Origin of the sequence: Halogeometricum sp. S3BR5-2 (assembly GCF_031624635.1) — an archaeon.
GTDB classification, from domain to species: Archaea; Halobacteriota; Halobacteria; order Halobacteriales; family Haloferacaceae; genus Halogeometricum; species Halogeometricum luteum.
Window position 1 is genome coordinate 733,979 of record NZ_JAMQOQ010000002.1, and the last position, 24,148, is coordinate 758,126.

At 69.2% G+C, this 24,148-nt stretch carries 28 protein-coding genes and 1 tRNA gene; 14 read left to right on the plus strand and 15 right to left on the minus strand.

Features of this window, described 5'->3' with window-relative positions:
- Positions 1-87 precede the first annotated feature (87 nt).
- The gene (locus NDI79_RS10290) at positions 88-381 is read right to left on the minus strand and encodes a hypothetical protein (protein WP_310928379.1); all 294 of its coding nucleotides are present in this window, start codon (positions 379-381) and stop codon (positions 88-90) included.
- Positions 382-440: 59 nt separating this feature from the next.
- Positions 441-1,610, minus strand: coding sequence for an aminotransferase-like domain-containing protein (locus tag NDI79_RS10295; RefSeq protein ID WP_310928380.1), 1,170 nt, complete (start codon positions 1,608-1,610; stop codon positions 441-443).
- 402 nt (positions 1,611-2,012) lie between these two features.
- On the opposite strand from NDI79_RS10295, the gene fmdA reads away from it, so the two are divergent.
- Both fmdA and NDI79_RS10305 read left to right on the plus strand, forming a co-directional pair.
- Positions 2,013-3,287, plus strand: a complete 1,275-nt coding sequence (gene fmdA / locus NDI79_RS10300; RefSeq protein WP_310928381.1) for a formamidase — start codon at positions 2,013-2,015, stop codon at positions 3,285-3,287.
- 73 nt (positions 3,288-3,360) lie between these two features.
- On the plus strand, positions 3,361-5,037 hold the full coding sequence (locus NDI79_RS10305) for a TCP-1/cpn60 chaperonin family protein (protein ID WP_310928382.1): 1,677 nt from the start codon (positions 3,361-3,363) through the stop codon (positions 5,035-5,037).
- Between the two features lie 22 nt (positions 5,038-5,059).
- Here the strand turns inward: NDI79_RS10305 and ddh are convergent, their stop codons facing one another.
- From ddh to NDI79_RS10320, 3 genes are all read right to left on the minus strand, one after another.
- A complete protein-coding gene (gene ddh, locus NDI79_RS10310; RefSeq protein ID WP_310928383.1) occupies positions 5,060-6,037 on the minus strand; it encodes a D-2-hydroxyacid dehydrogenase in 978 nt (325 codons plus the stop codon).
- Between the two features lie 108 nt (positions 6,038-6,145).
- Positions 6,146-6,910 (minus strand): DICT sensory domain-containing protein, encoded by a 765-nt coding sequence (locus tag NDI79_RS10315; protein ID WP_310928384.1) that lies wholly within the window; start codon positions 6,908-6,910, stop codon positions 6,146-6,148.
- A gap of 102 nt (positions 6,911-7,012) precedes the next feature.
- Complete coding sequence (locus NDI79_RS10320) at positions 7,013-7,471, minus strand: acyl-CoA thioesterase (RefSeq protein ID WP_310928385.1); 459 nt, start codon at positions 7,469-7,471, stop codon at positions 7,013-7,015.
- Positions 7,472-7,604: 133 nt separating this feature from the next.
- On the opposite strand from NDI79_RS10320, the gene NDI79_RS10325 reads away from it, so the two are divergent.
- The 4 genes from NDI79_RS10325 (at position 7,605) to NDI79_RS10340 (ending at position 9,056) form a co-directional block, all read left to right on the plus strand.
- The gene (locus tag NDI79_RS10325; protein WP_310928386.1) at positions 7,605-7,847 is read left to right on the plus strand and encodes a glutathione S-transferase N-terminal domain-containing protein; all 243 of its coding nucleotides are present in this window, start codon (positions 7,605-7,607) and stop codon (positions 7,845-7,847) included.
- Positions 7,844-8,380 carry a cob(I)yrinic acid a,c-diamide adenosyltransferase gene (locus NDI79_RS10330; protein ID WP_310928387.1) on the plus strand — a complete coding sequence of 179 codons (537 nt, stop codon included), beginning with the start codon at positions 7,844-7,846 and terminating at the stop codon, positions 8,378-8,380. The genes NDI79_RS10325 and NDI79_RS10330 overlap by 4 nt, the downstream gene beginning before the upstream one ends.
- 282 nt (positions 8,381-8,662) lie before the next feature.
- Entirely contained in the window at positions 8,663-8,932 is a 270-nt protein-coding gene (locus NDI79_RS10335; protein ID WP_310928388.1) for a DUF7553 family protein, read from the plus strand.
- 49 nt (positions 8,933-8,981) lie between these two features.
- Positions 8,982-9,056 (plus strand) — tRNA-Val (locus tag NDI79_RS10340).
- Between the two features lie 296 nt (positions 9,057-9,352).
- On the opposite strand, the gene NDI79_RS10345 is transcribed toward NDI79_RS10340, so the two are convergent.
- Positions 9,353-9,520: a hypothetical protein gene (locus tag NDI79_RS10345; RefSeq protein WP_310928389.1), complete on the minus strand. Its 168-nt coding sequence runs from the start codon at positions 9,518-9,520 to the stop codon at positions 9,353-9,355.
- A 139-nt stretch (positions 9,521-9,659) separates the two neighbouring features.
- Between NDI79_RS10345 and NDI79_RS10350 the strand changes: the two genes are divergently transcribed.
- The 4 genes from NDI79_RS10350 (at position 9,660) to NDI79_RS10365 (ending at position 11,955) form a co-directional block, all read left to right on the plus strand.
- Positions 9,660-10,052 carry a hypothetical protein gene (locus NDI79_RS10350; protein ID WP_310928390.1) on the plus strand — a complete coding sequence of 131 codons (393 nt, stop codon included), beginning with the start codon at positions 9,660-9,662 and terminating at the stop codon, positions 10,050-10,052.
- A gap of 73 nt (positions 10,053-10,125) precedes the next feature.
- Complete coding sequence (locus NDI79_RS10355) at positions 10,126-10,449, plus strand: hypothetical protein (RefSeq protein WP_310928391.1); 324 nt, start codon at positions 10,126-10,128, stop codon at positions 10,447-10,449.
- Positions 10,450-10,515: 66 nt separating this feature from the next.
- Positions 10,516-10,716: a DUF5786 family protein gene (locus tag NDI79_RS10360; RefSeq protein ID WP_310928392.1), complete on the plus strand. Its 201-nt coding sequence runs from the start codon at positions 10,516-10,518 to the stop codon at positions 10,714-10,716.
- Between the two features lie 90 nt (positions 10,717-10,806).
- Positions 10,807-11,955 carry a DNA-methyltransferase gene (locus NDI79_RS10365; protein WP_425499594.1) on the plus strand — a complete coding sequence of 383 codons (1,149 nt, stop codon included), beginning with the start codon at positions 10,807-10,809 and terminating at the stop codon, positions 11,953-11,955.
- Between the two features lie 4 nt (positions 11,956-11,959).
- On the opposite strand, the gene NDI79_RS10370 is transcribed toward NDI79_RS10365, so the two are convergent.
- The 6 genes from NDI79_RS10370 to NDI79_RS10395 form a co-directional block, all read right to left on the minus strand.
- Entirely contained in the window at positions 11,960-13,267 is a 1,308-nt protein-coding gene (locus NDI79_RS10370) for a 5'-deoxyadenosine deaminase (protein ID WP_310928393.1), read from the minus strand.
- A 90-nt stretch (positions 13,268-13,357) separates the two neighbouring features.
- Positions 13,358-14,821 (minus strand): hypothetical protein, encoded by a 1,464-nt coding sequence (locus tag NDI79_RS10375; protein WP_425499595.1) that lies wholly within the window; start codon positions 14,819-14,821, stop codon positions 13,358-13,360.
- 7 nt (positions 14,822-14,828) lie between these two features.
- Positions 14,829-15,161 (minus strand): DNA-binding protein, encoded by a 333-nt coding sequence (locus NDI79_RS23580; RefSeq protein WP_425499596.1) that lies wholly within the window; start codon positions 15,159-15,161, stop codon positions 14,829-14,831.
- 82 nt (positions 15,162-15,243) lie between these two features.
- Positions 15,244-16,317 (minus strand): DUF7350 domain-containing protein, encoded by a 1,074-nt coding sequence (locus NDI79_RS10385; RefSeq protein WP_310928394.1) that lies wholly within the window; start codon positions 16,315-16,317, stop codon positions 15,244-15,246.
- Between the two features lie 111 nt (positions 16,318-16,428).
- Positions 16,429-17,262, minus strand: coding sequence for an HFX_2341 family transcriptional regulator domain-containing protein (locus tag NDI79_RS10390; protein WP_310928395.1), 834 nt, complete (start codon positions 17,260-17,262; stop codon positions 16,429-16,431).
- A 338-nt stretch (positions 17,263-17,600) separates the two neighbouring features.
- Positions 17,601-17,876 (minus strand): HalOD1 output domain-containing protein, encoded by a 276-nt coding sequence (locus NDI79_RS10395; protein WP_310928396.1) that lies wholly within the window; start codon positions 17,874-17,876, stop codon positions 17,601-17,603.
- A gap of 286 nt (positions 17,877-18,162) precedes the next feature.
- Here NDI79_RS10395 and NDI79_RS10400 point away from each other — a divergent pair, with 286 nt between their 5' ends.
- On the plus strand, positions 18,163-18,534 hold the full coding sequence (locus tag NDI79_RS10400; protein WP_310928397.1) for a zinc ribbon domain-containing protein: 372 nt from the start codon (positions 18,163-18,165) through the stop codon (positions 18,532-18,534).
- A gap of 75 nt (positions 18,535-18,609) precedes the next feature.
- Here NDI79_RS10400 and sucD read toward each other — a convergent pair whose 3' ends face one another.
- On the minus strand, positions 18,610-19,479 hold the full coding sequence (gene sucD, locus NDI79_RS10405; RefSeq protein ID WP_310928398.1) for a succinate--CoA ligase subunit alpha: 870 nt from the start codon (positions 19,477-19,479) through the stop codon (positions 18,610-18,612).
- Positions 19,476-20,639, minus strand: a complete 1,164-nt coding sequence (sucC, locus tag NDI79_RS10410; RefSeq protein WP_310928726.1) for an ADP-forming succinate--CoA ligase subunit beta — start codon at positions 20,637-20,639, stop codon at positions 19,476-19,478. The genes sucD and sucC overlap by 4 nt, the downstream gene beginning before the upstream one ends.
- A 171-nt stretch (positions 20,640-20,810) precedes the next feature.
- Here sucC and NDI79_RS10415 point away from each other — a divergent pair, with 171 nt between their 5' ends.
- From NDI79_RS10415 to NDI79_RS10425, 3 genes are all read left to right on the plus strand, one after another.
- Positions 20,811-21,782: an aldo/keto reductase gene (locus NDI79_RS10415; protein WP_310928399.1), complete on the plus strand. Its 972-nt coding sequence runs from the start codon at positions 20,811-20,813 to the stop codon at positions 21,780-21,782.
- 90 nt (positions 21,783-21,872) lie between these two features.
- Complete coding sequence (locus tag NDI79_RS10420; protein WP_310928400.1) at positions 21,873-22,889, plus strand: alcohol dehydrogenase catalytic domain-containing protein; 1,017 nt, start codon at positions 21,873-21,875, stop codon at positions 22,887-22,889.
- 277 nt (positions 22,890-23,166) lie between these two features.
- The gene (locus NDI79_RS10425) at positions 23,167-23,946 is read left to right on the plus strand and encodes an SDR family NAD(P)-dependent oxidoreductase (RefSeq protein WP_310928401.1); all 780 of its coding nucleotides are present in this window, start codon (positions 23,167-23,169) and stop codon (positions 23,944-23,946) included.
- A 6-nt stretch (positions 23,947-23,952) separates the two neighbouring features.
- Here the strand turns inward: NDI79_RS10425 and NDI79_RS10430 are convergent, their stop codons facing one another.
- Positions 23,953-24,138: a hypothetical protein gene (locus NDI79_RS10430; protein ID WP_310928402.1), complete on the minus strand. Its 186-nt coding sequence runs from the start codon at positions 24,136-24,138 to the stop codon at positions 23,953-23,955.
- Positions 24,139-24,148: the final 10 nt, after the last annotated feature.

Below are 24,148 nucleotides of genomic sequence, written 5' to 3' on the forward strand. Positions count from 1 at the left end.
CCGCTGGCGGATAGGCGGAGCGGACGGTTAAGCGAGGTGGCGGACCGCGGTTCGAGCGTCGGACGCGGCCGGTTCGTCGGAGGCACGCTACCGCGTCGAGGCGGCCGGTCCGCCGAGACGGCCGCTCTCGCCGTCCTCTCCTTCGCCACCTTCCCCGCCCGCTTCGACGTCGTCCTCCTCGCCGCCTTCGCCGCCCTCTTCTCCACCTTCTTCGTCTTCTCCGCCTTCTCCTCCCTCTTCGCCACCTTCTCCGCCCTCTCCGCCTTCGCCCTCTTCGCCTTCTCCGCCGGGGGCCGCACAGCCCGCGAGTCCGATTCCCAGCGCGCCGGTCCCGATGCCGCGGATGAGCGTCCGCCGGTCGTAGTCGTCGGTATCCGTCATGGACTGCGACTCGGAACCCGCGCGGGTATACGTTCGGGCCGCCGCGTCGGACCCTTCGTTCACCGCGCGTCCAGCACCCGCTGGCACGCCCGCGCCAGCCCCTCGATACCGCGGTCTATCTCGTCCGGGGCGGCGTAACTGAAGGAGAGTCGCAGTCCGCGCTCTCCCCGTTCGTCCCCGCCGTCGGGGTAGAAGTGCTCGCCCGGCAGGTAGAGGACCCCCTCCTCGGCCGCCTCCGGAAGGAGCGCCGCGCTGTCGAGGCCCTCGGGGAGCGTCACCCAGACGAAGAAGCCGCCGTCGGGGTCGGTCCACGTCGCCTCCGGCGGCATGTGCGCGTCGAGGGCGTCGAGCATCCGGTCGCGGCGACGCTCGTACTCCCCGCGGAACGCCTCGACGTTCCGCTCGAAGTGGCCCTCGCGGCAGTAGCGGGCGAGGACGCCCCGCGTGAACGTGTTCGTCCCGCCGGGGTTCATCCGCTCGACCTGTTCGCGTATCTCCCCCTCGGCGACGACCCACCCCGTGCGGACGCCGGGCGCGATGGTCTTCGAGAACGTGCCGACGCGGACGACGCGCCCCTCCTCGTCCAGTGCCTTCAGCGGCGGCACCGGGTCGCCGTCGTACCTGAGCGCCCCGTAGGCGTCGTCTTCGAGGACGACGAAGTCGTACTCGGCGGCGAGTTCGAGCAGTCGCCGCCGCCGTTCGAGCGGCATCGTGGCGCCCGTCGGGTTCTGGAACGTCGGAATGGTGTACAGCAGTTTCGGGGCCGGACGCCCCGCCGCGCGGCGCGCGGCGAGTTCGGTTTCGAGGGCGCCCACGTCGAGGCCGTCGGCGTCCGTCGGCAGGCCCGTGACCGCGGCGTCGTACCCGCGAAAGAGGTTCAGCGCGCCCATGAACGTCGGCGCCTCCGCGAACACGCCGTCGCCCGGTTCGAGGAACGTCCGGCAGACGGCGTCGATGGCGCGCGTCGACCCGTTCGTCAGCACCACGTCCCCGGGGTCGCAGTCGACGCCCCTGTCGCGGGCGTGTTCCGCGACGACGTCCGCGAGGGCCCCCGCGTACTCCCCGCCCGTGTACTGGAGGGCCACGTCTCCCTCCTCGTCGAACACCGCGCGCGCGGCCGCGACCAACTCCTCGTTCGGGAACGACTCGGGGTACGGAAAGCCGAACACGAGCGACACGGCGTCGGGTGCCGTTATCGACCGCCACGCGCCGTATCCCTCGCCGTCCATGGTGTTCCGAACCGCATCGGTGAGCAAATGTTCGTACATCTATCGAGTGTGGGGTCAGTTGTCACCCGCTTGCGTCCTCCGGTACGGGCATCCTCTTCCGGTTCGCATCGGCGGCGAGCGCGGCAGATACCTCGGCTGTCGCCGTGAGCGCGCTCCCCTGGGCGGGAGCGCAGAACGACCCACCCCCGTGTGATTCTCGGGGCGACGCGGCCGGGAATCGCCGTGCTCTGCGCTTGGTACGTCGTTTACTTCGATTCGAGTTTATCAATATATTCCCGGAAATTGCCACACAGATATAGAAAACTCGGCGCAGATTCACGAACAGTCTTTCGAGAGAGTGGGACTAAGTTAGAAAAACGCTTATCGGAGTCCGAACTGTCAACCAGCGTGGAGATACTTTCGATGCCAGAAGTGAAATTCGAGGTCGACGTCGACAGTCCGCCCGACGAGCAACCCGGCGCGAACCCGTTCAACCGCTGGCACCCGGACATCCCGGCGGCCGTCGAGGCCGAACCCGGCGAGACGATGCGGTTGGAGGCGCTGGATTGGACCGGCGGCCAGATAGCCGACGACGACAACGCCAACGACGTGCGCGACGTGGACCTGAGCCAGGTCCACTACCTCGCCGGTCCGGTACACGTCGAGGGCGCCGAACCGGGCGACCTCTTGAAGGTCGAGTTCCTCGACATGGGGGTGCTGAACGACCGGTGCGAGTTCGGCTTCACCGGCACGTTCTCCCGACAGAACGGCGGAGGGTTCCTGACGGACCACTTCCCCGACGCCGCCAAGTCGGTCTGGGACATCGACGGCTACACCGTCTCCTCGCGCCATATTCCCGACGTGCGCTACGAGGGGAAGATCCATCCCGGACTGGCCGGATGCGCCCCGAGCGAGGAGCTATTGGAGGAGTGGAACGAGCGCGAACGGAACCTCGTCGAGAGACACGAGGCGGACCCCGAGTCCATCCACAACCACCCCACCGGCGAGGAGGAACCCGGCGTGGCGAACCTTCCGACGACGGAGGGCGCGCAGATGGGCGAGATGGACCCCGAGGTGGCCGAGGAGGCGGCCGAGACGGCCGCGCGGACGGTGCCGCCGCGCGAACACGGCGGAAACCACGACATCAAGGACCTCTCCATCGGGTCGACGGTGTACTTCCCCGTCTACGTCGAGGGGGCGAAGTTCGGCGTCGGCGACTTCCACGCCTCGCAGGGCGACGGCGAGATAACGTTCTGCGGCGCCATCGAGATGCCCGGCTACGTCGACGTGGAGTTCGACCTCGTGAAGGGCGGCATGGAGAAACACGGCGTCGACCACCCCATCTTCGAACCCGGCCACCGCGGCCCCCACTTCGAGGACTACGTGACCTTCTGCGGCTACTCGGTCACCGAGGACGGCGAACAGCACTACATCGACTCGCACGTCGCCTACCGCCGCGCCTGCCTGCAGGCCATCGACTACCTGAAGAAGTTCGGTTACACCGGCCAGCAGGCCTACCACCTGCTCGGCACGGTTCCCGTCGAAGGGCGACAGAGCGGCGTCGTCGACGTGCCGAACGCGTGTTCGACGCTCGCGCTCCCGAAGGGCGTCTTCGAGTTCGACGTCTCCCCGGGCGGACTGGAAGAGTCGAAATCCGACCGCGGCGACCTGGTCGTCACGGACGACCCCCTCGGGTGACCCGACGGATGCGAGCGGCGACCCCGACCGCGAACCGGGACGCGACCCCGAACCGTCTCCGTCCGGCGCTCCGATGTCGGACGTAGCGCGGTCGCCCCTCCGAGAAGCGGAAAGAAAAGCGGACGACGCCGGCGAACCTGCTCCGACGCCCGCCGAGTCCGCGCGGGCGCTGGCGGGCACCGTCCGCTCGACGTTCGGGCCGAACGGCCGCGACAAGATGCTCGTCGGTTCCGACGGCACCGTCGTCGTCACGAACGACGGCGCGCGCGTCCTCGACCGACTCGACGTCGAGGACCCGGTCGCGCGGGTGCTGTCGCGGGCGGTCCGGACCCAGCGAGCGCGCGTCGGCGACGGCGCGACGGGGACGCTGCTCCTCGTCGACGAACTGCTCTCGGCGGCGGCGTCGCTCGTCGGGGACGGCTACCACGCGACGACGGTCGTCGAGGGGTACGCGCTGGCGGCGGCCCGCGCCCGTGAACGGCTTCCGACCCACGAACTCGCGGTCGGCGCGAGCGACGGGGAGCGCCTGCGGAGCGTGGCGAAGGCGGCCGTCACGGGCCGGTGGGACGACGCGGCGGCGGAGCGGTTCGCCGGCCTCGCCGTCTCCGGCCTCCGGGCCGTCGACTTCGACGCGTCCCGCCTCGACCTGTGCGCCTACCCCGGCGGCGAACTCCGCGAGTCGGCGCTCCTCGACGGCGTCCTCGTCGACACCGACACCTCCTCGACGGGCGTCGAGGACGGCGCCGTCGAGGGACCGCGGACGCTCGTCGACGCGCGAGTGGCGATGCTCGACGCCGAACTGACCGTCGAGACGCCTCGCGGGACGGGGTCGCTCGGCCTCAACGGGCCCGAGGAACTCGACGCCCTCCGCGAGCACGAGCGGTCAGTCCGAACAGAGGCCGTCCGGACGCTCTCGGAGGCGGGCGCCGACGTCCTGTTTTGCCAGAAGTCCGTCGACGGGGCGGTGCGGTCGGAACTCGCCCGCGCGGGCGTCTTGGTCGTCGAGCGCACCCGTCGGGACGAGTTCGACGCCCTCGCTCGCGCGACGGGCGCCGACCCGGTGATGTCCGTCACCGACCTCGCTCGCGAGAACCTCGGACGCGCGGACGAGGTTCGCCGGCGGACCGTCGGGACGGCCGACGCCCTCGCCGCGACGGGCGGGGCGGGCGAGTCGCGGGCGACGCTGTTGCTCCGCGGCGGGACGCCGCACGTCGCCGAGGAGACGGAGCGCATCGTCGAGGACTGCCTGGCGCTCGTCCGGGGGGCCCTGCGCGACGGGGGCGTCCTCGCCGGCGGCGGCGCGGCGGCGACGGCCCTCGCAGGCGACCTCTCGTCGCACGCGCGCGCCGTCGGCGGCCGGGAGCAGGCGGCCGTCGAGGCGTTCGCCGACTCGCTGGAGGCGATACCCCGCCAGTTGGCGAGGAACGCCGGCCGCGACCCCGTCGACGCGCTGGTGGAACTCAGAACCCGACATCACGAGGGCGACTCGACCGTCGGCGTCGGCCGGTCGGGGGCGCTCCGGGAGATGGTCGAGGCGGGCGTGCTGGAACCGCCGTCCGTCCTCGATTCGACCCTCGCGACCGCGCTGGAGACCGTCTCGGCGGTGCTCCGCGTCGACGACGTGCTCGCGGTCGACGCGGCCGACGGCCCCGGTTCGGACGGCGGGTCCGGCGGGGCGGGCGGAGGCGGGAGCGGCGCCCCGCCCCGGAGTCGGGCGACCGGCGGCTATCCGTGGGCCATCGGGCACTGAGGCCGGAACCCTCCCGTCGCCCTCAGACCACCTGATTCGCCAGCGACTCGCCATCCCGGAGGCGGCGGACGTTCTCCCCGACGATGTCGGCGACCCGTTCGGGAAACGCCTCGTCGGCGGCTGAGGCGTGCGGGGTGACGACGACGTTCTCCATCCCCCACAGCGGCGACTCGGCGGGGAGGGGTTCGGGGTCGGTCACGTCGAGAGCGGCGCCGGCGATGGCGTCGGATTCGAGGGCGTCGACGACGGCCGACTGGTCCGCGACGGGGCCGCGCGCGACGTTCACGAGGTAGGCGTCCTCGCGCATCGCCGCCAGTTCCGCGGCGCCGAACAGTCCCTCGGTCGCCGGGTTCAGGGGCACCGCGAGGACGACGAACCGCGCGTCCGAAACCGCCTCCCGGAGGTTCTCGGGCGAGTAGCGCTCCGCGACGTGGTCGACGGGCGCGGGCGTCCGGCGCACGCCGACGACCGACATGCCGACGGCGTCCGCGCGGCGGGCGATACCGCGGCCGAGCGTACCCAAGCCCACGACGCAGACGCGTTCGCCCTCCAGCGTGAACGACTCGCCCCACGGCCGGGGATTCCACTCGCGGTCGAGTTGGTCGTCGCGGTAGCGGTGCAGACCGTGGGCGAACTGGAGCATATAGCCGAGGACCGTCTCGCCGACGGGGGCGCCGTGGATGCCGGAACTGTTCGTCAGCGCGATTCCCCGTTCGCGGAGGGCGTCGACCGGGAACTCGTCGTGACCGGCGCGGACGACGTGAATCCAGTCCAGACCGGCGTCGAGGAACCACTCCTCGAAGCCGAACGAGGCGACGACGTCCAGCGAGTTACCGACCGAGGCCGGGTCGACGGTGGCGTCCCTGCCGCCCCTGCCGTCGCCGCGGCCGTCGAGGACGCGGACCGTCGCGTCGGAGGCGGCGTCGGCCAGTTCCGATTCGAGGCGTTCGGGCGGCACGATGCGGGCGACGGACGGGTGGATGCCGATTGTGACGGGCACGTACGCGCGTCCGACGCCGACCGCAAAAGTCGTTCCCGAGGTGGCAAACGCTGGCGGGGGAGCGAGCGCTCGCGGCGCGGACAGGGCGTCGACCCACCGCGCCGCGGTTCAGTCGTCCGCCGGTGCTTCGACGTCGCTCACCGTCGACGAGGCGGGGTACTCCGCGCGAAGGCGTTCGAGGACGGCTTCGACCGTCTCGGTCTCGTACGTCCAAAAGCCCGAGAACTCCCCGACGTCGGCGTCCGTCTCGACGGCGACGAGGGCGCGCGCGTCGCCCGGGTCCTCGCCCTCGTAGACGACGAACCACGAGCCCAGAATCTCCGCGTCCTCGGAGGCGTGCGCGACCACGGGTTCGGGGGCGTCCGCGTCTGGGGCGCCGTAAACGTGCACGTCGACCCCCGATTCGGCGATTCGCTCGTATATTCTCGCCTGCGGGCGCAGGACCGAGAGGCGCTGGAACCCGGCGTGTATCTCACCCGCGCCCGCGTGGTAGGCGTAGGACTCTATCTCGCGGGAGGCGAGCGTCATCCGGCGGCGGTCGTAACTCGTGAACGTCCGGTCGTCGACGTGCCGAAGGATGGCGGGTCGCTCGGCGGACCCGAACTCGCCGGCTCCGAGGTAGGCCTCCCCGGAGAGATGGCGGCCGATTTCGTCCACCGCGGCGGCGGCGACGAACGAGTCGTCGTCGTGCAACACGGCGAAGTCGGCCGGCAGCGACGGCGCCGACACGCCGTCTCTCACCTGCACGTGCTGCGGTTCGAAGTACGAGACGATGCGGTTCTTCGTTGCCTCGGACCCGTCGTAGTTGACGATGGAGAGCGTCTGCGAGGACGCTTCGACTTCCTCGACGAGCGTGCGGAGTGGTGCGGTCACGGATTTCCCTCTTCGAACGCTACTTGTCACTCAGACACATAAACGGTTCGCCGCCGCTATCGGACGCGAGATTCGGGGCGGGGGATGTCGCGTTTCCTCGCCTTACTCGTCGCGCCCGTTCGACTCGGCCTCGCCTTCGAGGGCCGTCTCGACGAGGTCGCGGCCGTACTCGGTGTTGGTCTCCAGTTCGGGCACCTCCGTCGGGTCGCCGTCCTCGTCGACGGCGACGTATACGAAGTACGACTCGGTGGTGAGTTCCGTGTCGCCGGTGAGGGGGTCCTCCCGAAAGACGCGGAGGCGGACCTTCACGCTGGTCTGTCCGGCCTCGTAGACGTACGACTCGATGAGGGCGGCGTCGCCGCGCGGGATGGGGCGGTGGAAGTTGACGCTCTCCATCCGCGCGGTGACGCACGTCTCGCCCGCGAAGCGCATCGCGGACATCGCGCCCACCTCGTCCATCCACTTCATCACGTTGCCGCCGTGGGCCATGTCGTAGTTGTTCGTGTCGTTGGGGTGAACCAACACGCGGTTCTCGATGTACGTCTCCTCGACGTCGATCATACACGCCTTACTCGAACGCCCCGATTAACGCTTCTGACACGAGAGAGCGTTCGTTCCGGTCGTTCGTGAGGGTTACGCGGCCCGCGCTGCCGGCGGCCAAATCTCTTTGCGCGCGGAGTCCGAACGCCCGTACATGAGCATCACGCTGTACGCTCTGGACGGCTGTCCGTACTGCGAGAAAGTCCACGACGCCCTCGAGGACGGCGGCGTCGAGTACGAGACGGAGTGGGTCGGTGCGCTCCACTCCGAGCGCGACGAGGTCAAGCGCGTGAGCGGCCAGCGCGCGGTGCCGGTCCTCGTGGACCACGACCGCGGGGTGACGATGGGCGAGTCCGAGAACATCCTGCAGTACGTCGAGAAGACGCTCGCGGCATGACCATCTACACCGGTCGTGGCGACGAGGGGAAGACCGACCTGCGCGACATGTCGCGGGTGTCGAAGACGAACGCCCGCATCGAGGCGTACGGCACCGTCGACGAGGCGAACGCGCTGGTCGGGAGCGTCCGCCCGACCGGATACGACGACGTGGACGAGAAACTGGAGCGGATACAGAACCACCTCCACGTCGTGCAGGCCGACTTCGCCAACCCGGACCCCGACGAGGACGCCCCCGTCGTCCGCGCCGACCACGTCGAGCAGGTGGAGGCGTACATCGACGAGGCCGACGAGGAACTCGAACCGCTCCGGTCGTTCGTCCTCCCTGGCGGCGGCGACGCCGGGGCGAAACTCCACCACGCGCGGGCGGTGACGCGCCGGGCGGAGCGCCGCGCCGTCGCTCTCGCGGACGAGGAACCGGTGAACGCGGAGGCGATTCGCTACCTCAACCGGCTGTCGGACGCGCTGTTCGTGTTCGCGCGGCTGGTGAACAAGCGGGACGGAGTACCCGAGGAGTCGCCGACGTACGACTGAGTGATATAGTAGCGTTCGCAACTGATTACTCATCCGACCGCACAGTGTCGTGCGGTCGAGGACTGAAGACTTGCGAACGCTACTATAGGGTGTGGACCGACGGTGATGATGCCCACGGTCGGCCACGTTGGGATAGACGCTCGATGGACACCGACGGACCGGCGCCGCATCGGTTTTAGGCACGCCTAACAAACACTAAAACGCTTCGGTTTTGGTTGGCCTAAACCGTCCTTGGTAACTACTCGCATAATTCTTTTATCCGCCGCCGGTCTATCGACGCGTATGAATCGACACTTCGAGGACGCCTGGTACTACCTCCGACGGGCCGGCGAGCATCTCGCGGTCGGACTGCGCGAGGAGGCCGCGCCGCTCGAACGGCGGGTTCGTCGGGCCGTCGGACGGGAGCGAGCGGCCGAACCGGAACCGACCGGACGCGAGCGTCTGGAGACGGAACTCCGGAGCGTGCCCGTCCGCGCCGAACGCGGCGGCAAGAAGGCCATCCGAGAGGCGCGCGGACGGGTGAAGCGCTACCGCGGCGGCGCCGCCGAGTGAGACCGAAACAGAACGGTTAAGTCTCACCCGAAGATACGTTTTTCTGCCTGGGTTGGTGGTCTAGCCAGGTTATGACGGCTCCTTCACACGGAGCAGGCCGGCGGTTCGAATCCGCCCCAACCCACTTCTCTTCGGCGCTACCGACGAGCGAAGCGAGGAGCGTATGCCGAAGTGTGTGATCGCCGAGGATTCGAGCCCAGAGGACGAGCGAAGCGAAGTCCTCGTGGTTCGTAATCCGCCCCAACCCACTCGTTTTCCCATCCTCGTGAAGGAACACGGAGCAGGCCGGCGTTCGCGCGCGACGACTGACCGCTCCGGTGCTCGCTACTCGTTCTCTCTCCTCCACCGCGCGACCAACTCTCCGTACGGGCCGGCGTCGCCTCGGAAGTGCTCGCCTCCGGGTCGTCGTCTCCGTCCGACTCAGTCGTCCTCGCGGGCTTCCAGTTCCGCGATCAGTTCCGAGAGCGCGTCGCGGACCTCCCGCGCCTTGTCGACGTCCATCCGTTCGTACACCGGCTTGCTGGTCGTGATACTGATCGTATCGCTCGTCCCGTCGAGCCGCCAGTATATCTCGTCCACCAGATGCATCAACGGATATACAGTTCTAAAAATACATATACACGTCGTACAGTCTCAGAATCTGTTATCAGTTGTCGACGCCCGCAGTTTCCGCGGGGAGCGCGGCGGGGGCCGACAGCGTCATGTGACGCTGCCCGGTCGATTGCACATGGAACGAGGAAGTTTCGACCCGGAGGTCGTCGTCTCGGTGGACACGCCGGGGTTCGGCGCGCGGATAGAACACGGGGACGACGTCTACGAACTGGTCACCGGAGAGGTCGCGGCGGGCGCGTTCGAGGAGGACGGCGACGACGGCGGACGTCCCGCCGTCCTCGTCGACAGCCGCGTGCAGGAACTGGACGCCCCCGACGGGTACGAGGGCGAGTCGGTCGTCGTGAAACTCGACTACGGCGCGAAGGACGCGAAGTTCTCCGCGCGCGGACGGGCGGGGACGGAGTCGAACCCGGCGGCGTTCAGCGCCGTCCGAGGCGAGCGGCCGACCGGGAAGTTCTCCGGGCACGAGGCGGCGGTGAAGGTCCTGAAGCGGGCCGACAACGTCTGAATCGGTTCCGCTCCGACCTCACCCGGCACACTCAAGCAGCGGCGACATAGCCTCGCGGCGCGTCCGTAGCGGTGTGAGCTTCCAGAACCGGTTCCAGTACGCGGGGTTGAAGCCGTACGAGGACGAGCGAAGCCGCGCCGAGGCGGGCGAGATGACCCACCACGAGTACGAACTGCTCTCGCGGGACGACACGTACCGGAAACTCGCGGAGTTGCGGTGGCTCGTCTCCGAGTTCGAGCGCGAACTCGGCGGGGACGACGCCGACCTGACCGAGGAGACGCGGGCTTCGCTCGCGCGCACCGTCGCCGAGGCGGGGGTTCCGCTGTCGGAGGCCGTCGACCGCTACGTCGACCGGTGGCTCGAAACCCACCGGGCGGCGGAGGCGAGCGAGGTGTGAGAGCGGCGAGCACGGAGAACGTCGGACATCGGTTGGTTCTTCAGTGCGACTCCGCAACCGACGCGCATGGGCTTCGGAAGCTACGACGAATCCGAGCAGGAGCGTCAACAGTCGAACGACGAGGAGGAAGCGGCCGAGGGCGTCGACGCCCACGAGCACGAACACGACGGGGAGGTCAACGTCGAGAGCGACGTGTCGACGGACGCCCTCGTCGACCGACTGGGCGAGATGAAGGCCGACGCCGAGGCCGACGACGAGGACGCGTAGCGGCCGACCCGCTCTCGGCCGTCGCTCGACGCGGCGGCGGACGCCGGGAGTGCGAGGTTATATCAGACGCACCGACGTAGCGTCGGCAGCGTGGAGTCTCGACATCGGGCCGTCGTCGGTGACGCGCGGGAGATGAGCGGCCTCACGGACGACGCCGTCGAACTCGTCGTCACCTCGCCGCCGTACCCGATGGTGGAGATGTGGGACGACCTCTTCTCGAACCTCACAGACGGCGTCGGACCGGCGCTCGAAGACGGCGACGGCGAGGCGGCGTTCGAGGCGATGCACCGCGTTCTGGACGAGGTGTGGGCCGAACTCCGGCGCGTCCTCGTTCCGGGCGGCATCGCCTGCGTGAACGTCGGCGACGCGACGCGGACGGTCGGCGACAGCTTCCGCGTCTACCCGAATCACGCCCGCGTGCTCGACGCGTTCACCGACCTCGGATTCGAGCCGCTCCCGGACGTGCTGTGGCGGAAACCGACCAACAGCGCCGCGAAGTTCATGGGGAGCGGCATGCTCCCGCCGAACGCCTACGTCACCTTAGAGCACGAGTACGTGCTGGTGTTCCGCAACGGCGCCGGGTCGCGGTCGTTCGACCCCGGCGCGGACCGACGCTACGAGTCGGCGTACTTCTGGGAGGAGCGGAACGCGTGGTTCACCGACGTCTGGACGGACGTGGCCGGCACCGACCAGCGCGTGACCGAGGCGGCGAAGCGGTTCGACGCTTCGGGAATTTCGAGCGACGGCGGGGACGCCGAGGGTGCGAGCGCGGGCGCGAACGCGAGCACGAACGCGGGCACCGGCGAGTCGCCGGACGAGGAACTCAGAGACCGGACGGCGGCGTACCCGTTCGACATCCCCTACCGACTGATAAACATGTACTCCGTCTACGGCGACACCGTCTTGGACCCCTTTTTCGGCACCGGCACCACCTCCTTGGCCGCGATGGTCGCCGGGCGCGACTCGGTGGGCTACGAACTCGAACGGGCGTTCGTCGAGGCGTTCGATACTCGGGCGAGGCGCGCCCCGGCCCTCTCGCGCGCCGTCGTCGCCGACAGACTCGACGCCCACCGGGAGTTCGTCGCGGAGCGACGCGAGCAGGGGAGTCCACCGGGCTACGAGGCCGAACACTACGACTTTCCCGTCGTGACGAAACAGGAGCGGCGGCTCCGGTTCCGCACCGTCTCCGACGTGCGGCGCGAGGACGAGGCGTGGGTCGCCGACCACGAGGCGGTGTGACCGCTCAGACCGGCTTCCCCTCGAACTCCACCTCGCGGGCGCGGCGGCGGATGTCGTCGGCGTCGGCGGTCTGGAGGCCGCCGAACGCCTCGTCGTAGACGGCTTCGCCGTCGACCATCGTGAACGTCACGTCGTCGCCGTGGGCGGCGAAGACGAGGTGCGAGAGCGCGTCGTGCAGCGGCGTCGCGCGGGTGATGTCGGTGTCGAGGGCGACGACGTCCGCCTTCCACCCCTCCCGGAGCGCTCCGACGTCCTCGAACCCGGCGGCCCGCGCGCCGCCGAGCGTCGCCATCTCGAAGACGGCCCCCGCGGGCGTCGTCGTGGGGTCCATCTCCTCGACCTTCTGGAGGAGGCTGGCCTGCCGCATCTCGGTGAACGGGTCCAGCGTGTTGTTGCACGGCGGGCCGTCGTTCCCCAGTGCGACCGTGATTCCCCGGTCGAGGTAGTCGGGTATCGGCGCGACGCCGGAGGCGAGTTTCATGTTGGAGGACGGGCAGTAGGTGACGTTCGTCTCCGTCTCCGCGAGCAGTTCCCGTTCGGCCTCCGTCGTGTGGACGCAGTGGGCCAGCACCACGTCCTCGCCCGTCAGTCCGACCTCGTGGAGCCACTCGATGTTTCGCATTCCGGTGTCTTCCTCCACCGTCGCCACCTCGTCCGTGTTCTCGCTGGCGTGGGTGTGGATGGTGACGCCGTCGTACCGGTCGGCGAGTTCGCGCGCGCCGCGGAGGCAGTCTTCGGTGCAACTGACGGCGAACCGCGGCGTGACGGCGTACCGAATCCGGTCGTCGAACGACCCGTGGTACGTCTGGATGAGTCGCTCCGTCTCCGCGAGGGCGTCGTCGGTGTCCTCGGTCAGTCCGTCGGGGGCGCGTTGGTCCATCAGCACCTTCCCGAGTCGGCCCCGGATTCCGAGTTCGCCCGCCGCCTCGAACGCCTCCTCGGCGTGGGCCACCGAGAGGTGGTCTATCGCCGTCGTCGTCCCGCTCTCCAGCAGTTCGAGGTAGCCCAACTCCGCGGCCGTCCGCATCCCCTCTGCGTCCAGCGACGCCTCCATCGGGAGGACGTGGTCGAACAGCCAATCGAGCAGCGAGGTGTCGTCGGCGATGCCGCGTCCGAGGCTCTGGACGGAGTGGACGTGGCCGCCGACGAGTCCCGGCGTCAGGAGGTCGAACTCCCGCACCTCGTGGTCCGGGTGGTTCTCCGTCAGCGTCGCTCGCTCGCCGACGGCGACGATTCGGTCCGCCTCGACGACGACGGCGCCGTCGTCGATGAGTGTCGATGAGTCGGCGATGACGGTTCCGGCGAGGAGCATGTTTCCCTCGTACGCCTGACGGTCCGGGGTCAAAGCGGTTGCGGAAGCGACATCGCGGGGACGGAACCGATTCCGCCTCGGCGTCGCCGCTCAGGGGAGGAACGGGGGCGACGCCGTCGGCAGCGAGATGAGCCAGAGGCTGATGGCGGTGTACGCCATCATCACGAAGACGAACGGATACTGGCTCTCGATGGCCTGCAACCGACTCGGGAACAGGCGGTAGGCGGTGGAGTGCGCCACCCAGATGGCGAGCAGGTGGCCGCCGAGGACGAACCCGATGTTGAGCGCGCCCACCCACGCCGGCAGCGTGAGGACGAGCGGGTTCGGCGGGACGGACAGCGGCGAGGCGAGGACGGCGAGGAGCGACGGCGACAGCGAGACGAAGAAGGCGAGGTAGTGCGCGAGGTGGTAGCCGGCCGCGATGGCGAGCAGCGCGGGCGCGAAGCGGACGGCGAGTTCGCGCGCTTCCCGGTACGTCCGCAGGCGGTCGGCCGACACGCGGGCCGCGAGGACGTACGCGCCGTAGAACGCCGCGAAGCCGGCGAGGAAGAGGCCGCCGTAGACGACGACGGCCGGGAGGCCGACGCCGACGAGGGCGCGGACGAACGCCCCGCCCTGCGCGGTGGTCACGAACCCGCTGTAGGTGAGTTCCCAGACGAGGGCGACGGCGAACGCGACGTCGTCCATCCCCCAGGTCGGGTCGGCGGACTCGCTCCCGCTCTCGTCGCCGTACCCGTCGTCGCCGACGAGTCGCATCCCCGGCAGGCGGAGTCGGAGGCGGCCGTCCGCCCGCGAGACGGGGGCGGCGCGCCCGTAGAACGCGAAGAACACCGAGACGGGGTCGACGTTCCGGAACCAGTCGTCGACGCCGACGGCGAGGGCGCCGGCGACGGTGAGGACGGAGTAGGCGGCCACGGCCGCGGCGAGCAGCTCCGGGTCGTTCGTCACCGGCGTCGTCGTCTCCACCCAGACGAGGGCGAGGAGGCCGGCGACGGCGGGCCAGCGACCGAACCGCTCGGGGTAATCGAGGAAGCCGTTCGGCAGTCGCTCGGCGACGGTCCGCCACGGGTTCAGCGCGGGCCAGGGGTTACCGACGAGGTACGCGAACATCGTCAGCCCGGCCCGCATCCCGGCGAAGACGACGACGACGGCGAGGTTGACGGTGGGTATCTGCGGGCCGACGAGCCCCCGGTAGACAACGAGGGCGAGGAGGACGAGGCCGAGGAGCTTCAACGCGCCCGCGGCGACGCAGTACGCCGTCTCGGCGTCGGGCAGCGTCTCCTGCCGGCGGTGGATGGAGAGGACGAACCGGCGGTCGGTGACGAAACTGGCGAGGAGGGCGGAGGCGCCGATGGTGACGCCGCCGGTGGCGACGTAGAGCCACCGCGGGACGCTCAGCGGGTCGCGGGAGGCCTGTCCGAGGCCGACGGCGGCGTTGCTGGCGGCGACGCCGCGGGCGAGGAGGAGGAGGCCGACGACGGCCAGACAGAGGCTCAGCGCGCGGCCGACGAGGCGGCGGCGAGTGGAGGACCGGGAGGGAGAGGAGGCGCTCACGTTCGGGTCACCCCGCGAAGCCGATGTAGAGGAACAGGACGCCGAAGTAGAGGACGACAAGCACGGCCAGCGCCCGGATGCGGAAGGAGTGCAGCGCGGCCTCTTCCTCCCGATACGCCTCGACGTAGGCCTCCTTCTCCCCGTCGGTGAGCGCGCCCGCGTGGCGGACGCCGCGGTGGAGGACGAGCAGTTTCGGTTCCGGGAACGCCCGCCCACACACCCGGCAGGCGTGGCCTCCGGACGCGTTCGAGGCGGCGTCCGGGTCCGGGTCCGCACCCTCGTTCGCGTCCGCGCCCGCACCCGCCTGCCGGTCCGCCGCGCCGCGCGTCGTCTCCGTCATGGACTTGCCTCGTGCTTCGTTTCAGACCCGCCTGAGGCTTTCCGTTCCCGTTCCCGCGTTCGCTCGCTCCGGTGTATCCCCCTCATGACGGGACGGTGAACGTCGTCGGTTCCATCTCCACGAACGCCGTCTCGTAGCCGTCGTGGCGCGCCACCTGCGGCGGCACCGCGACGGCGACGCGCACCTCGTTGCCCGCGTCGAGCGAGTCGACGCTCGTCCCGTAGTGGTATCCGAGTTCGGGGTCGAGCGTTCGGGTCAGGTCGGTCTCCGTCGTTCCGCTATCGTGCGAGACCGTCGCCGTCAGCCCCATCATCGGCAGGACGATTCCGTTGTGCGGCGTCCGCGGGGAGACGTAGAGGTAGGTGCCGTCGCCGAAGCGGTCGGCGTCGAGGGCGAACGCGTGGAAGACGGCGTCGCCGCTCGTCGCCCGCCCGAGGTGTCGACCCGGCAGCGACTCGGGGTCCGGCGCGCGGCCGACGGGGACGTTCGCCATCTCCATCGGGGAGATGGCTCCCCGGGACCCCGGGTTCTCGGGGTTCGTGAGGGGCACGTCGTACAGTTCGTCCGTGTCGAACTCGATATCGAAGGTCGCCGTCTCGGCCTGCCCGAAGCGCCCCTCGAACGCGCCGGTTCGGCGGAGGGAGACGCCGCCGACGCGGACGGTCACCTCGTAGCTCCCTTCGCCGTCCAGCGCGTAGTTCGATCCGTAGTGCAGCCCCATCTGCTGGGAGAGCATCGGGTAGGCTATCTCCTCGCTGACGAGGTTCCCGTCCCGAAGGATTTCGATGGTGAGACCGGAGTCGACGGGGAGGACCATGCCCGTCTCGGCGTCCCACAGCGACACCATGAGGTGTATCGAGTCGTCGGACTCGACGACGGTCTTCGAGAACTCCGTGCCCGTGAGCGTCCAGAAGCGGTGCGGGTACGAGTACGTCAGCGCCACGCCGTACGGGCCGGCGGTCTGCTTTCCGTACATCTTCATCCCCTCGGTGATGGCGGGGACGTAGACGGCGTCCGGGCGGTTCTCGACCAGCGGCGGGTCGCGCCACGCCGACTGCGTCTCGAACCCGAGCGCGCTCATACAGCCCGCGGTGCTCGCGAGCGCGCCGGTGCCGAGCGTCCCGAGGAGGCGACGGCGAGTGAGTTTCGGAGCCATTGGGAGTACGCTCCCGCCCGGGGTGCGGACGGGCGTCGTTGTCCGCCCTAGCGGTTCGGCGGGGATGACGTTTGCGAACGGGCGGAGGGATTCGACGGGGACTCCGGGCCGTCAGTCCGTCCGCACCTTGTGCTGGAACGCCCGGTAGACGCTGACGCCCGTGTCGGTCAGGACGACGTTCTTCCGCTTGCCCGCGGGTTCGAGCCGGACGTACCCCTTCTCGACCAAGGGGTCGACGATGGCGGCGTCGAGGCGGCGGTACTCCGACTGCCTGCTCTCCGTCGAGTAGTTCGCGAGGAAGGGGAGCCCGTAGTCGTTCGCGCGCTGGATGAGACTCCGCTTGTTCAGCGTGTACGGCTTCTCGACGGTCTGTTCGTACAGGTAGCCCATGATGTGCACCTGCTCGCGCGTCGGCGCCTCGATGGGGTAGTCGGGGACGCGGTCGATGCTGGCGACGCCCCGCGAGAGCGGTTCGGCGTCGACGTCGTGACCGTAGGACTCCGGTTCGACGCTGTAGGGGAGGGCGGCGGTGGTCATACAGGCGATGGCGGCGCCGACGGCGGCGACGTTCGTCCCCGAGGAGATGTTGACGAACACCTGGTCGTCGGCGTGCGCGGCGGCGACGGTGGTGGTGACGCCCATCACGTCGTAGACGTTGTGGACGTCGACGGGGACGCCCCGCGCCTCGCAGAGCGAGTCGAGTTCCTCGCGCACGGCGCGTTGGTACGGCGTCGCGGCCGTCCACGGGACGTTCTCCGCGTCGGGGGAGGACCAGTCGGCGTCGGCGTCCACGTCGCCGCACTCGGCGTCGGTCCGGTCGGGGTCGTCGACGAGGAGGTAGACCACGTCCGCGGCCTCGGTGCGCACGGGTTCGACGACGCGGTCGCGCTCGTACCCGAGAGGTGCGATGTGCACCCGTCGGCCGGAGGGGAGTCCGCTGTCCATAGTCGGAGTGGTTCGAAGGCCTACATGAACCTTCGGAAGAGTCGGAGGGCCGAGCGGTCGGCGGGGGCCGACGCGGAGGGCGTCGGCGGAAGGGGGCCGTCGGAGCGGGCGGACCGAACCGGGCGACTTCGGTCCGTCCGCCGACGACGGCGGGGGCGAGGGAGGGCCGAACCGTCGGGCCGGGCGGCCCGCGGCGGCGTCGGCGGGGACGTCGGCACGCGCCCGTCACCGGCGGCGCGGACGCGTGCGATTGCACGGTGTCGCCGCCGTATCGTCCGTATTGACACGAGAGTGTCGTGACTATCGGGACAGTCGGGAGCGGGCGGCGCCGTCGAGACTCAGTTGGCGTCGCAGCGTTTCACGGGCGTCGCTTCGAGCACCTGCACGTCGCCGTCGCCGCGGAGGTGGATGCGGTAGCCCGCGTAGTCGAACTCGACTTCGCTCGCGACGGTCTCGTCGGGTCCGTCGAACAGGGCGACGAGGGCGTCCGGGTCGACGACGGACGCGAGCGGCGGGATGTCGGTGACTGCGACGCCGTCTAACTCCGCGACCAGCGACACGATGGCCTCCGGGAGCGAGTCGGGCGTCGCGGGCGTCGTACGGTCGGTCCTCATAGCTCACCAGTAGTAGTTAGTATTCTTAAACGTCACATTCGTTCGCAGCGTCTGAGACTATCAGTGATTCCTGAAACTAATTTTATCATATATACCGTTCGTCCGCACACGGAGTTCGAACGGACGCCGCGCAGTCCGTCGATTTCTCGGCGGCGACCCGTTCGCCCGCGTCGGCGTTCTCGGTCTCGAATCGTGCGAACGGCCGTTCCGGGCGCGTGCGCCGACTCCAAGCGGTCGCGTTCGCAACCGGCGATAGAGACAAGTCCGTCTACCCCTTGGCGCTCCTATGGATTGGCAGGTCGGGTTCGCGCTCTTCCTGTCGGCGTTCTGCATCGTCGCACCCACCCTGCTGTACGTCGGACTCGTCCGCGGCCTCGAACGCCTCCGCGACGACCCGTTCGTCGAACAGGTGCTGTTGCAGATGGACGAGTACGAGGGCGAGAACGGGCGCGGGTCGGACGACCGAAAGGGGAACCGACGGTCGAACCGCGGGGCGTGGCGCGCGTTCGCGCCGTCGCTGCCGGGGTCGGACGCCGACGGGAGGGACCGACGGGACGGGCGGGCGGTCGGCGGCGGGCCGACGTGCTCTCGGTGCGGCGCGCCGAACCCCGAGTACACCCGCTTCTGCGGCGTCTGTCTGGCGAAGATAACGAAGTGAGCCGTAGCCGGATTCGAGCGCCGAAAGAAGTGAATCGGTCGAGTCGCGCGGGTCGAGTCGAGATTCCCGAGCGGTCTACAGGAAGTCTTCGACGTGTTCGGCGACTTCGTTCGGCGTGTCGCCGACGGGGACGCCGGCGTCGTTGAGCGCGGAAATCTTCGACTCTGCGGTACCGGTACCGGACCCGGAGACGATGGCGCCGGCGTGGCCCATGCGCTTGCCCGGCGGCGCGGTGCGGCCCGCGATGAAGCCCGCGACGGGCGTGTCCATGTTCTCGGCGATGTAGTGGGCGGCCTGCTCCTCGTCCTCGCCGCCGATTTCACCGCACATCACGACGGCGTCGGTGTCCTCGTCGGCCTCGAACAGTTCGAGGGCGTCGACGAACGACGTGCCGATGATGGGGTCGCCGCCGATGCCGATGGCCGTCGTCTGGCCGATGCCGCGGTCGGTGAGGTTCGAGACGACCTGGTAGGTGAGCGTCCCCGACCGGGAGACGAGACCGACGTTACCGGACTCGAAGATGTTGCCGGGCAGGATGCCGAGTTTCGCCTCGTCGGGCGTGATGATGCCGGGGCAGTTCGGTCCGAGGAGGCGCGTGTCGACCTCCGTCAGCCGTTTGTTCACCTTCGCCATGTCCTGCGTCGGGATGCCCTCGGTGATAGCGACCACGAGGTCGAGGTCCGTGTCGAGGGCCTCGAAGACGGCGTCGCCCGCGAACGCCGGCGGGACGAAGACGACGGAGGCGTCGGCGTCCTCCTCCTCGACGGCCTCGTCGACCGTGTCGTAGACGGGGATGCCGTCGACGTCCTGACCGCCCTTGCCGGGCGAGGTGCCGGCGACGACGTTCGTGCCGTACTCCACCATCTGCTGGGTGTGGAACTTGCCCTCGCCGCCGGTGATGCCCTGTACAACCACGCGCGTGTCGTCGTCGACCAGTATGCTCATTGGTTCGCCTCCTGTGCGTTCTCGACGGCCCGTTGGACCGCGTCTTCGAGCGTCTTCTCGACCTCCACGAGGTCGGTGTTCAGAATCTCCATGCCCTCCTCCGCGTTGGTGCCCGCCAGTCGGACGACCACCTTCTTCGGTATCTCGTCGAACGCTTCGAGCGCCTCGTTGATGCCCTTGGCCACCTCGTCGCCGCGGGTGATACCGCCGAAGATGTTGAACACGACGGCGTCGACGTTCTCGTCGGAGAACACCATGTCGAGGGCGTTCGTCACGCGTTCGGCCTTCGCGCCGCCGCCGATGTCGAGGAAGTTCGCGGGTTCGCCGCCGTAGTGGTCGACGAGGTCCAGCGTCGTCATCACGAGACCGGCGCCGTTGCCGATGATGCCGACGTTACCCGACAGGCGGACGTAGTCGAAGCCGTAGTCGTTGGCCTTGCGTTCGAGGTCGTCCTCCGCCGCCTCGTCCTCCATCTCCGCGAGGTCTGGCTGTCGGAACAGGGCGTCGTCGTCGATGTTCATGACGGCGTCGGCCGCGACGATGTCGCCGTCCGACGTGATCATGACGGGGTTTATCTCGATGTCGGAGGCGTCCTTCTCCTCGTAGAGGTCGTACAGCGTCGTCAGGATGGACGCCACGTCGTTCGCCACGTCGCGGTCGATGCCCGCGTCGTAGACGACCTTTCGCGCCTGGTAGGGGTGCAGGCCGAACGCGGGGTCGATGTGCTCGCGCGCGATGGCGTCGGGGTTCTCTTCTGCGACCTCTTCGATGTTGACGCCGCCCTGCGTCGAGACCATCGCCACGGGTTCGCCCTCGCCGCGGTCCATCGTGACGCCGACGTACAGTTCGTTCTCGAAGTCGACGCCGGCCTCGACGAGCACCTTCTCGACGGTGTAGCCCTTGAGGTCCATGCCGAGGATGTCCTCGGCGGCCTCGCGGGCCTCCTCCTCGCTCGTCGCTATCTTGATGCCGCCCGCCTTGCCGCGGCCGCCGACGTGGACCTGCGCCTTGATCGCGGCGGGGTAACCGATATCCTCGACAGCCACCATCACTTCGTCGACCGACGCCGCGAGGCGGGACTCGGGCACGGGAATCCCCGCCTCGGCGAAGATATCCTTCGCCTGATACTCGTGGAGTTTCATGCGTTCCTGTGTGCGAATGACGCGCGCTTAAATCCCGTTCATCCGGTACCGATAGGTGGCGCTAACTCCCGCCGAACACCCGCGAGAACTGACCTGTCGGCGTCGGGCGGGGGCGGTGGGAACGGCGACAAGCGGACAATATCGGGGAGCACTCGAAGGGCTATCACGGGGGCGCCCGCAGGCCGGGGCATGGAGTACACCACTCTGGGCGACACGGGGACGAAAGTGTCCAAACTCTGTCTCGGTTGTATGAGCTTCGGCGACCCGGCCGAGGGCGGCGAGATGTTCGAGTGGACCGTCGGAGAGGAGCGGGCGACGGAGGTCATCGACCGCGCGATAGAGCTCGGAATCAACTTCTTCGACACCGCGAACATCTACTCGAACGGCGACTCCGAACGCATCCTCGGCAGCGCGCTCTCCGAGCACGACCGGGACGAGCAGGTGGTCGCGACGAAGGTGTGGGGACAGATGCGCGAGGACGACCCGAACTCCGGCGGCCTCTCGCGGAAGACCGTCGAGCAGGAGTTGGAGAACTCCCTCGACCGACTCGGGATGGACGCGGTGGACCTCTACCAGATTCACCGGTGGGACCCGCAGACGCCGATTCGGGAGACGCTGGGCGCCCTCGACGACGCGGTGCGCCGCGGGAAGACGCGTTACGTCGGCGCGAGTTCGATGTGGGCCCACCAGTTCGCGGACGCCCTCCACACCTCCGAGCGGTTCGGGCTGGAGCGGTTCGCGACGATGCAGAACCACTACAACCTCCTGTACAGGGAAGAGGAGCGCGAGATGCTGCCGCTCTGCGAGACGGAGGACGTCGGCGTCATCCCGTGGTCGCCGCTGGCCGGGGGGTACCTCGCCCGCCCGCACGAGGAGGCCGACGAGATGCGCGAGCGGACCGCGGGCCGCTACGACTCCCCGCAGAGCCGCGAGATCAACGGGCGCGTTCAGGAACTCGCCGACGAGAAGGGGGCCTCGATGAGTCAGATCGGACTGGCGTGGTTGCTCCACAAAGAGGGCGTGACCGCGCCCATCTACGGCACGTCGAGCGTCGAACACCTGGAGGAGGCCGTCGAGGCGGTCGAGATGGACCTCTCCGATTCGGACGTGGCGTATCTCGAAGAGCCCTACGAGCCGATGCCCGTCCTCGGACACGAGTAGTCGCAACCGCGAGGCGGGAACGGAACGGAACCGGGCCGCGGAGCCGAACCAGCAACCAGCGTTAACGCCCCGGCGTCCGAACCCCGGGTCATGCGCGCCGCAGCATTCGCCGAACTGACCGGACCGGACGGCGTGGAGATGGTCGACCGAGCGGACCCCGAACCGGGGCCGGGCGAGGCCGTCGTCGACGTCGACGCGTGTTCCATCAACCGCCACGACCTCTGGATTCTCGACGGCGACTCCGCGATGGTCGACGCCGACGACCTCCCGTTCGTCAGCGGTCTCGACGTGGCGGGGACGGTGCGCGCCGTCGCCGACGGCGTGACCGCCGTCGAACCGGACGACCGGGTCGTCCTCTGCCCGAACGAGACCTGCGGGACGTGTCGCTTCTGCCGCGAGGGGCCGGAGAACCTCTGTGAGAACTTCTCGCTGTACCACGGCGGCCTCGCCGAACGGGCGCGCGTGCGGGCGGACAGACTCGTCGCCCTGCCCGACGCCGTCGATACCACGACGGCCGCCGCCCTCCCCACCGCGTACATGACCGCCTACCACATGCTCCGGAAAGCGGGGGTGGGGGCGAACGACCTCGTGTTCGTTCCGGGAGCGACGGGCGGCGTCGGCGTCGCGGCCGTCCAACTCGCGAACGCCCTCGGCGCGCGGAGCGTCGGCACCTCCTCCTCGGCGTCGAAACTCGACCGGATGACGGAGTTGGGCCTCGACCACGCCGTCGAGGGCACCGACCCCGACGAACTGCGCGAGGCCGTCGCGGACGTGGGACCGGCCGACGCCGTCGTCAACCATCTCGGCGGCGAGTACACCCAACTCGGCCTCGACGCCCTCCGCCGCGGGGGTCGGATGACCGTCTGCGGCCGGACGGCGGGGCGCTACTCGGAGATAGACATCCCGCAGTTGTTCTTACAGCACAAAGAGGTGCTCGGCAGCACGATGGGCACGCAGACGGAGTTGGAGCGACTGGTCGGTCTCGTCGCCGACGGCGAGTTCTCCCCGGAAATAGACGAGACGTATTCCCTAGAAGAGACGGGCGAGGCGTTCCGCGCGATGGCGGAACGAGAGAGCGTCGGGAAACTCGTCGTGACGAACGACTAGGTGTAGCGAACCGAAGCGCGGCGAACCGCAACGACGAGAACAGTTCGGAAGCCCCCGGTCGCTCGACGGCTGCGACTCGCTGCGGTCCTCGTCGCTCGCTTCGCTCGCTCCTGCGGTCCTTACTTCGTCTCGCTCGCCGAGCGACCGGCCCCTTCCAGTCCCGCCCGCCGGCGGTTTCTCCGCTCAGCGACACGTGTGAGGGTGTTCGGTTCAGCGGCGTCTCCCCGAACACCGGCCGACGACGACAACTTATGGCACCCGCCGTCGACGCCTCGGTATGGGAGTCATCGACAGATTCAGACTCGACGGCGAGACGGCCATCGTGACCGGCGGCAACCGCGGCATCGGCCGCGCCATCGCGGGGGCCCTCGCGGAGGCGGGCGCCGACGTGGTCGTGGCGAACCGGAACGCCGACGCGGGGGCCGTCGCCGCCGAGGAGATAGCCGACGCGACGGGCGCGGAGACGCTGGCCGTCCCCGTCGACGTCGCCGACGAGGACTCGGTGCGGTCGATGGTGAACGCGACTTTGGAGGAGTTCGGCGACGTCGACGTCCTCGTGAACAACGCCGGTATCGTCGTCCACGAGGGCATCGAGGACATGACCTTAGAGGAGTGGAACCGAGTGGTAGAGACGAACCTCACGGGCGTCTTCCTCTGCTCGAAGTACGCGGGCGAACCGATGCGCGCCGGCGACGGCGGGAGCATCGTCAGCGTCTCCTCGATGTCGGCGTTCATCGCCAACTACCCCCAGCGACAGGTCGCCTACAACGCCTCTAAGGGCGGCGTCGAATCGTTCACCCGGCAACTCGCCTCCGAGTGGGCCGAACACGACGTGCGCGTGAACACCGTCGCGCCGGGTTACATCCGCACCGACAACACCGACCAGGCCGACGCCATCGACCCCGACATCGACGAGGTGTGGAAGGGCGAGATGCTGATGGAGGACATCGCGCCGCCGGAGGACGTGGCGCCGACCGTCGTCTACCTCGCCAGCGACGCCGCGCGGTACGTCACCGGCGCCTCCGTCGTCGTCGACGGCGGGTACATGGTCCGGTGAGCGCCGTCACTCCGCGTAGAGGCGCACGAGGCCGCACCCGGGGCAGACGTAGGCCTGCACCTCGTTCCCGTCTCGGCCGTGCAACCGTTCCCTGCCGCCGGCGTCGACGCGGAGTCCGTTCGCGTCGTTCGTCGTCTCGTGCGTGGCTTCGTCCATGGCGAACTCGCAGTCGGGGCACGTTCTGGGGGGCACGGGTTCACTC

Coding starts and splice junctions, on each gene's coding strand:
- NDI79_RS10425 (WP_310928401.1), top strand. CDS start 23,167: ATGGGAGTCATCGACAGATTCAGACTCGACGGCGAGACGGCCATCGTG.
- fmdA (WP_310928381.1), top strand. CDS start 2,013: ATGCCAGAAGTGAAATTCGAGGTCGACGTCGACAGTCCGCCCGACGAG.
- NDI79_RS10295 (WP_310928380.1), bottom strand. CDS start 1,610: ATGGACGGCGAGGGATACGGCGCGTGGCGGTCGATAACGGCACCCGAC.
- NDI79_RS10360 (WP_310928392.1), top strand. CDS start 10,516: ATGGGCTTCGGAAGCTACGACGAATCCGAGCAGGAGCGTCAACAGTCG.
- NDI79_RS23580 (WP_425499596.1), bottom strand. CDS start 15,161: ATGACGGAGACGACGCGCGGCGCGGCGGACCGGCAGGCGGGTGCGGGC.
- NDI79_RS10400 (WP_310928397.1), top strand. CDS start 18,163: ATGGATTGGCAGGTCGGGTTCGCGCTCTTCCTGTCGGCGTTCTGCATC.
- NDI79_RS10385 (WP_310928394.1), bottom strand. CDS start 16,317: ATGGCTCCGAAACTCACTCGCCGTCGCCTCCTCGGGACGCTCGGCACC.
- NDI79_RS10390 (WP_310928395.1), bottom strand. CDS start 17,262: ATGGACAGCGGACTCCCCTCCGGCCGACGGGTGCACATCGCACCTCTC.
- NDI79_RS10395 (WP_310928396.1), bottom strand. CDS start 17,876: ATGAGGACCGACCGTACGACGCCCGCGACGCCCGACTCGCTCCCGGAG.
- NDI79_RS10370 (WP_310928393.1), bottom strand. CDS start 13,267: ATGCTCCTCGCCGGAACCGTCATCGCCGACTCATCGACACTCATCGAC.
- NDI79_RS10335 (WP_310928388.1), top strand. CDS start 8,663: ATGAATCGACACTTCGAGGACGCCTGGTACTACCTCCGACGGGCCGGC.
- NDI79_RS10330 (WP_310928387.1), top strand. CDS start 7,844: ATGACCATCTACACCGGTCGTGGCGACGAGGGGAAGACCGACCTGCGC.
- NDI79_RS10325 (WP_310928386.1), top strand. CDS start 7,605: ATGAGCATCACGCTGTACGCTCTGGACGGCTGTCCGTACTGCGAGAAA.
- NDI79_RS10420 (WP_310928400.1), top strand. CDS start 21,873: ATGCGCGCCGCAGCATTCGCCGAACTGACCGGACCGGACGGCGTGGAG.
- NDI79_RS10415 (WP_310928399.1), top strand. CDS start 20,811: ATGGAGTACACCACTCTGGGCGACACGGGGACGAAAGTGTCCAAACTC.
- NDI79_RS10305 (WP_310928382.1), top strand. CDS start 3,361: ATGTCGGACGTAGCGCGGTCGCCCCTCCGAGAAGCGGAAAGAAAAGCG.
- NDI79_RS10350 (WP_310928390.1), top strand. CDS start 9,660: ATGGAACGAGGAAGTTTCGACCCGGAGGTCGTCGTCTCGGTGGACACG.
- sucD (WP_310928398.1), bottom strand. CDS start 19,479: ATGAGCATACTGGTCGACGACGACACGCGCGTGGTTGTACAGGGCATC.
- NDI79_RS10320 (WP_310928385.1), bottom strand. CDS start 7,471: ATGATCGACGTCGAGGAGACGTACATCGAGAACCGCGTGTTGGTTCAC.
- NDI79_RS10345 (WP_310928389.1), bottom strand. CDS start 9,520: ATGCATCTGGTGGACGAGATATACTGGCGGCTCGACGGGACGAGCGAT.
- NDI79_RS10290 (WP_310928379.1), bottom strand. CDS start 381: ATGACGGATACCGACGACTACGACCGGCGGACGCTCATCCGCGGCATC.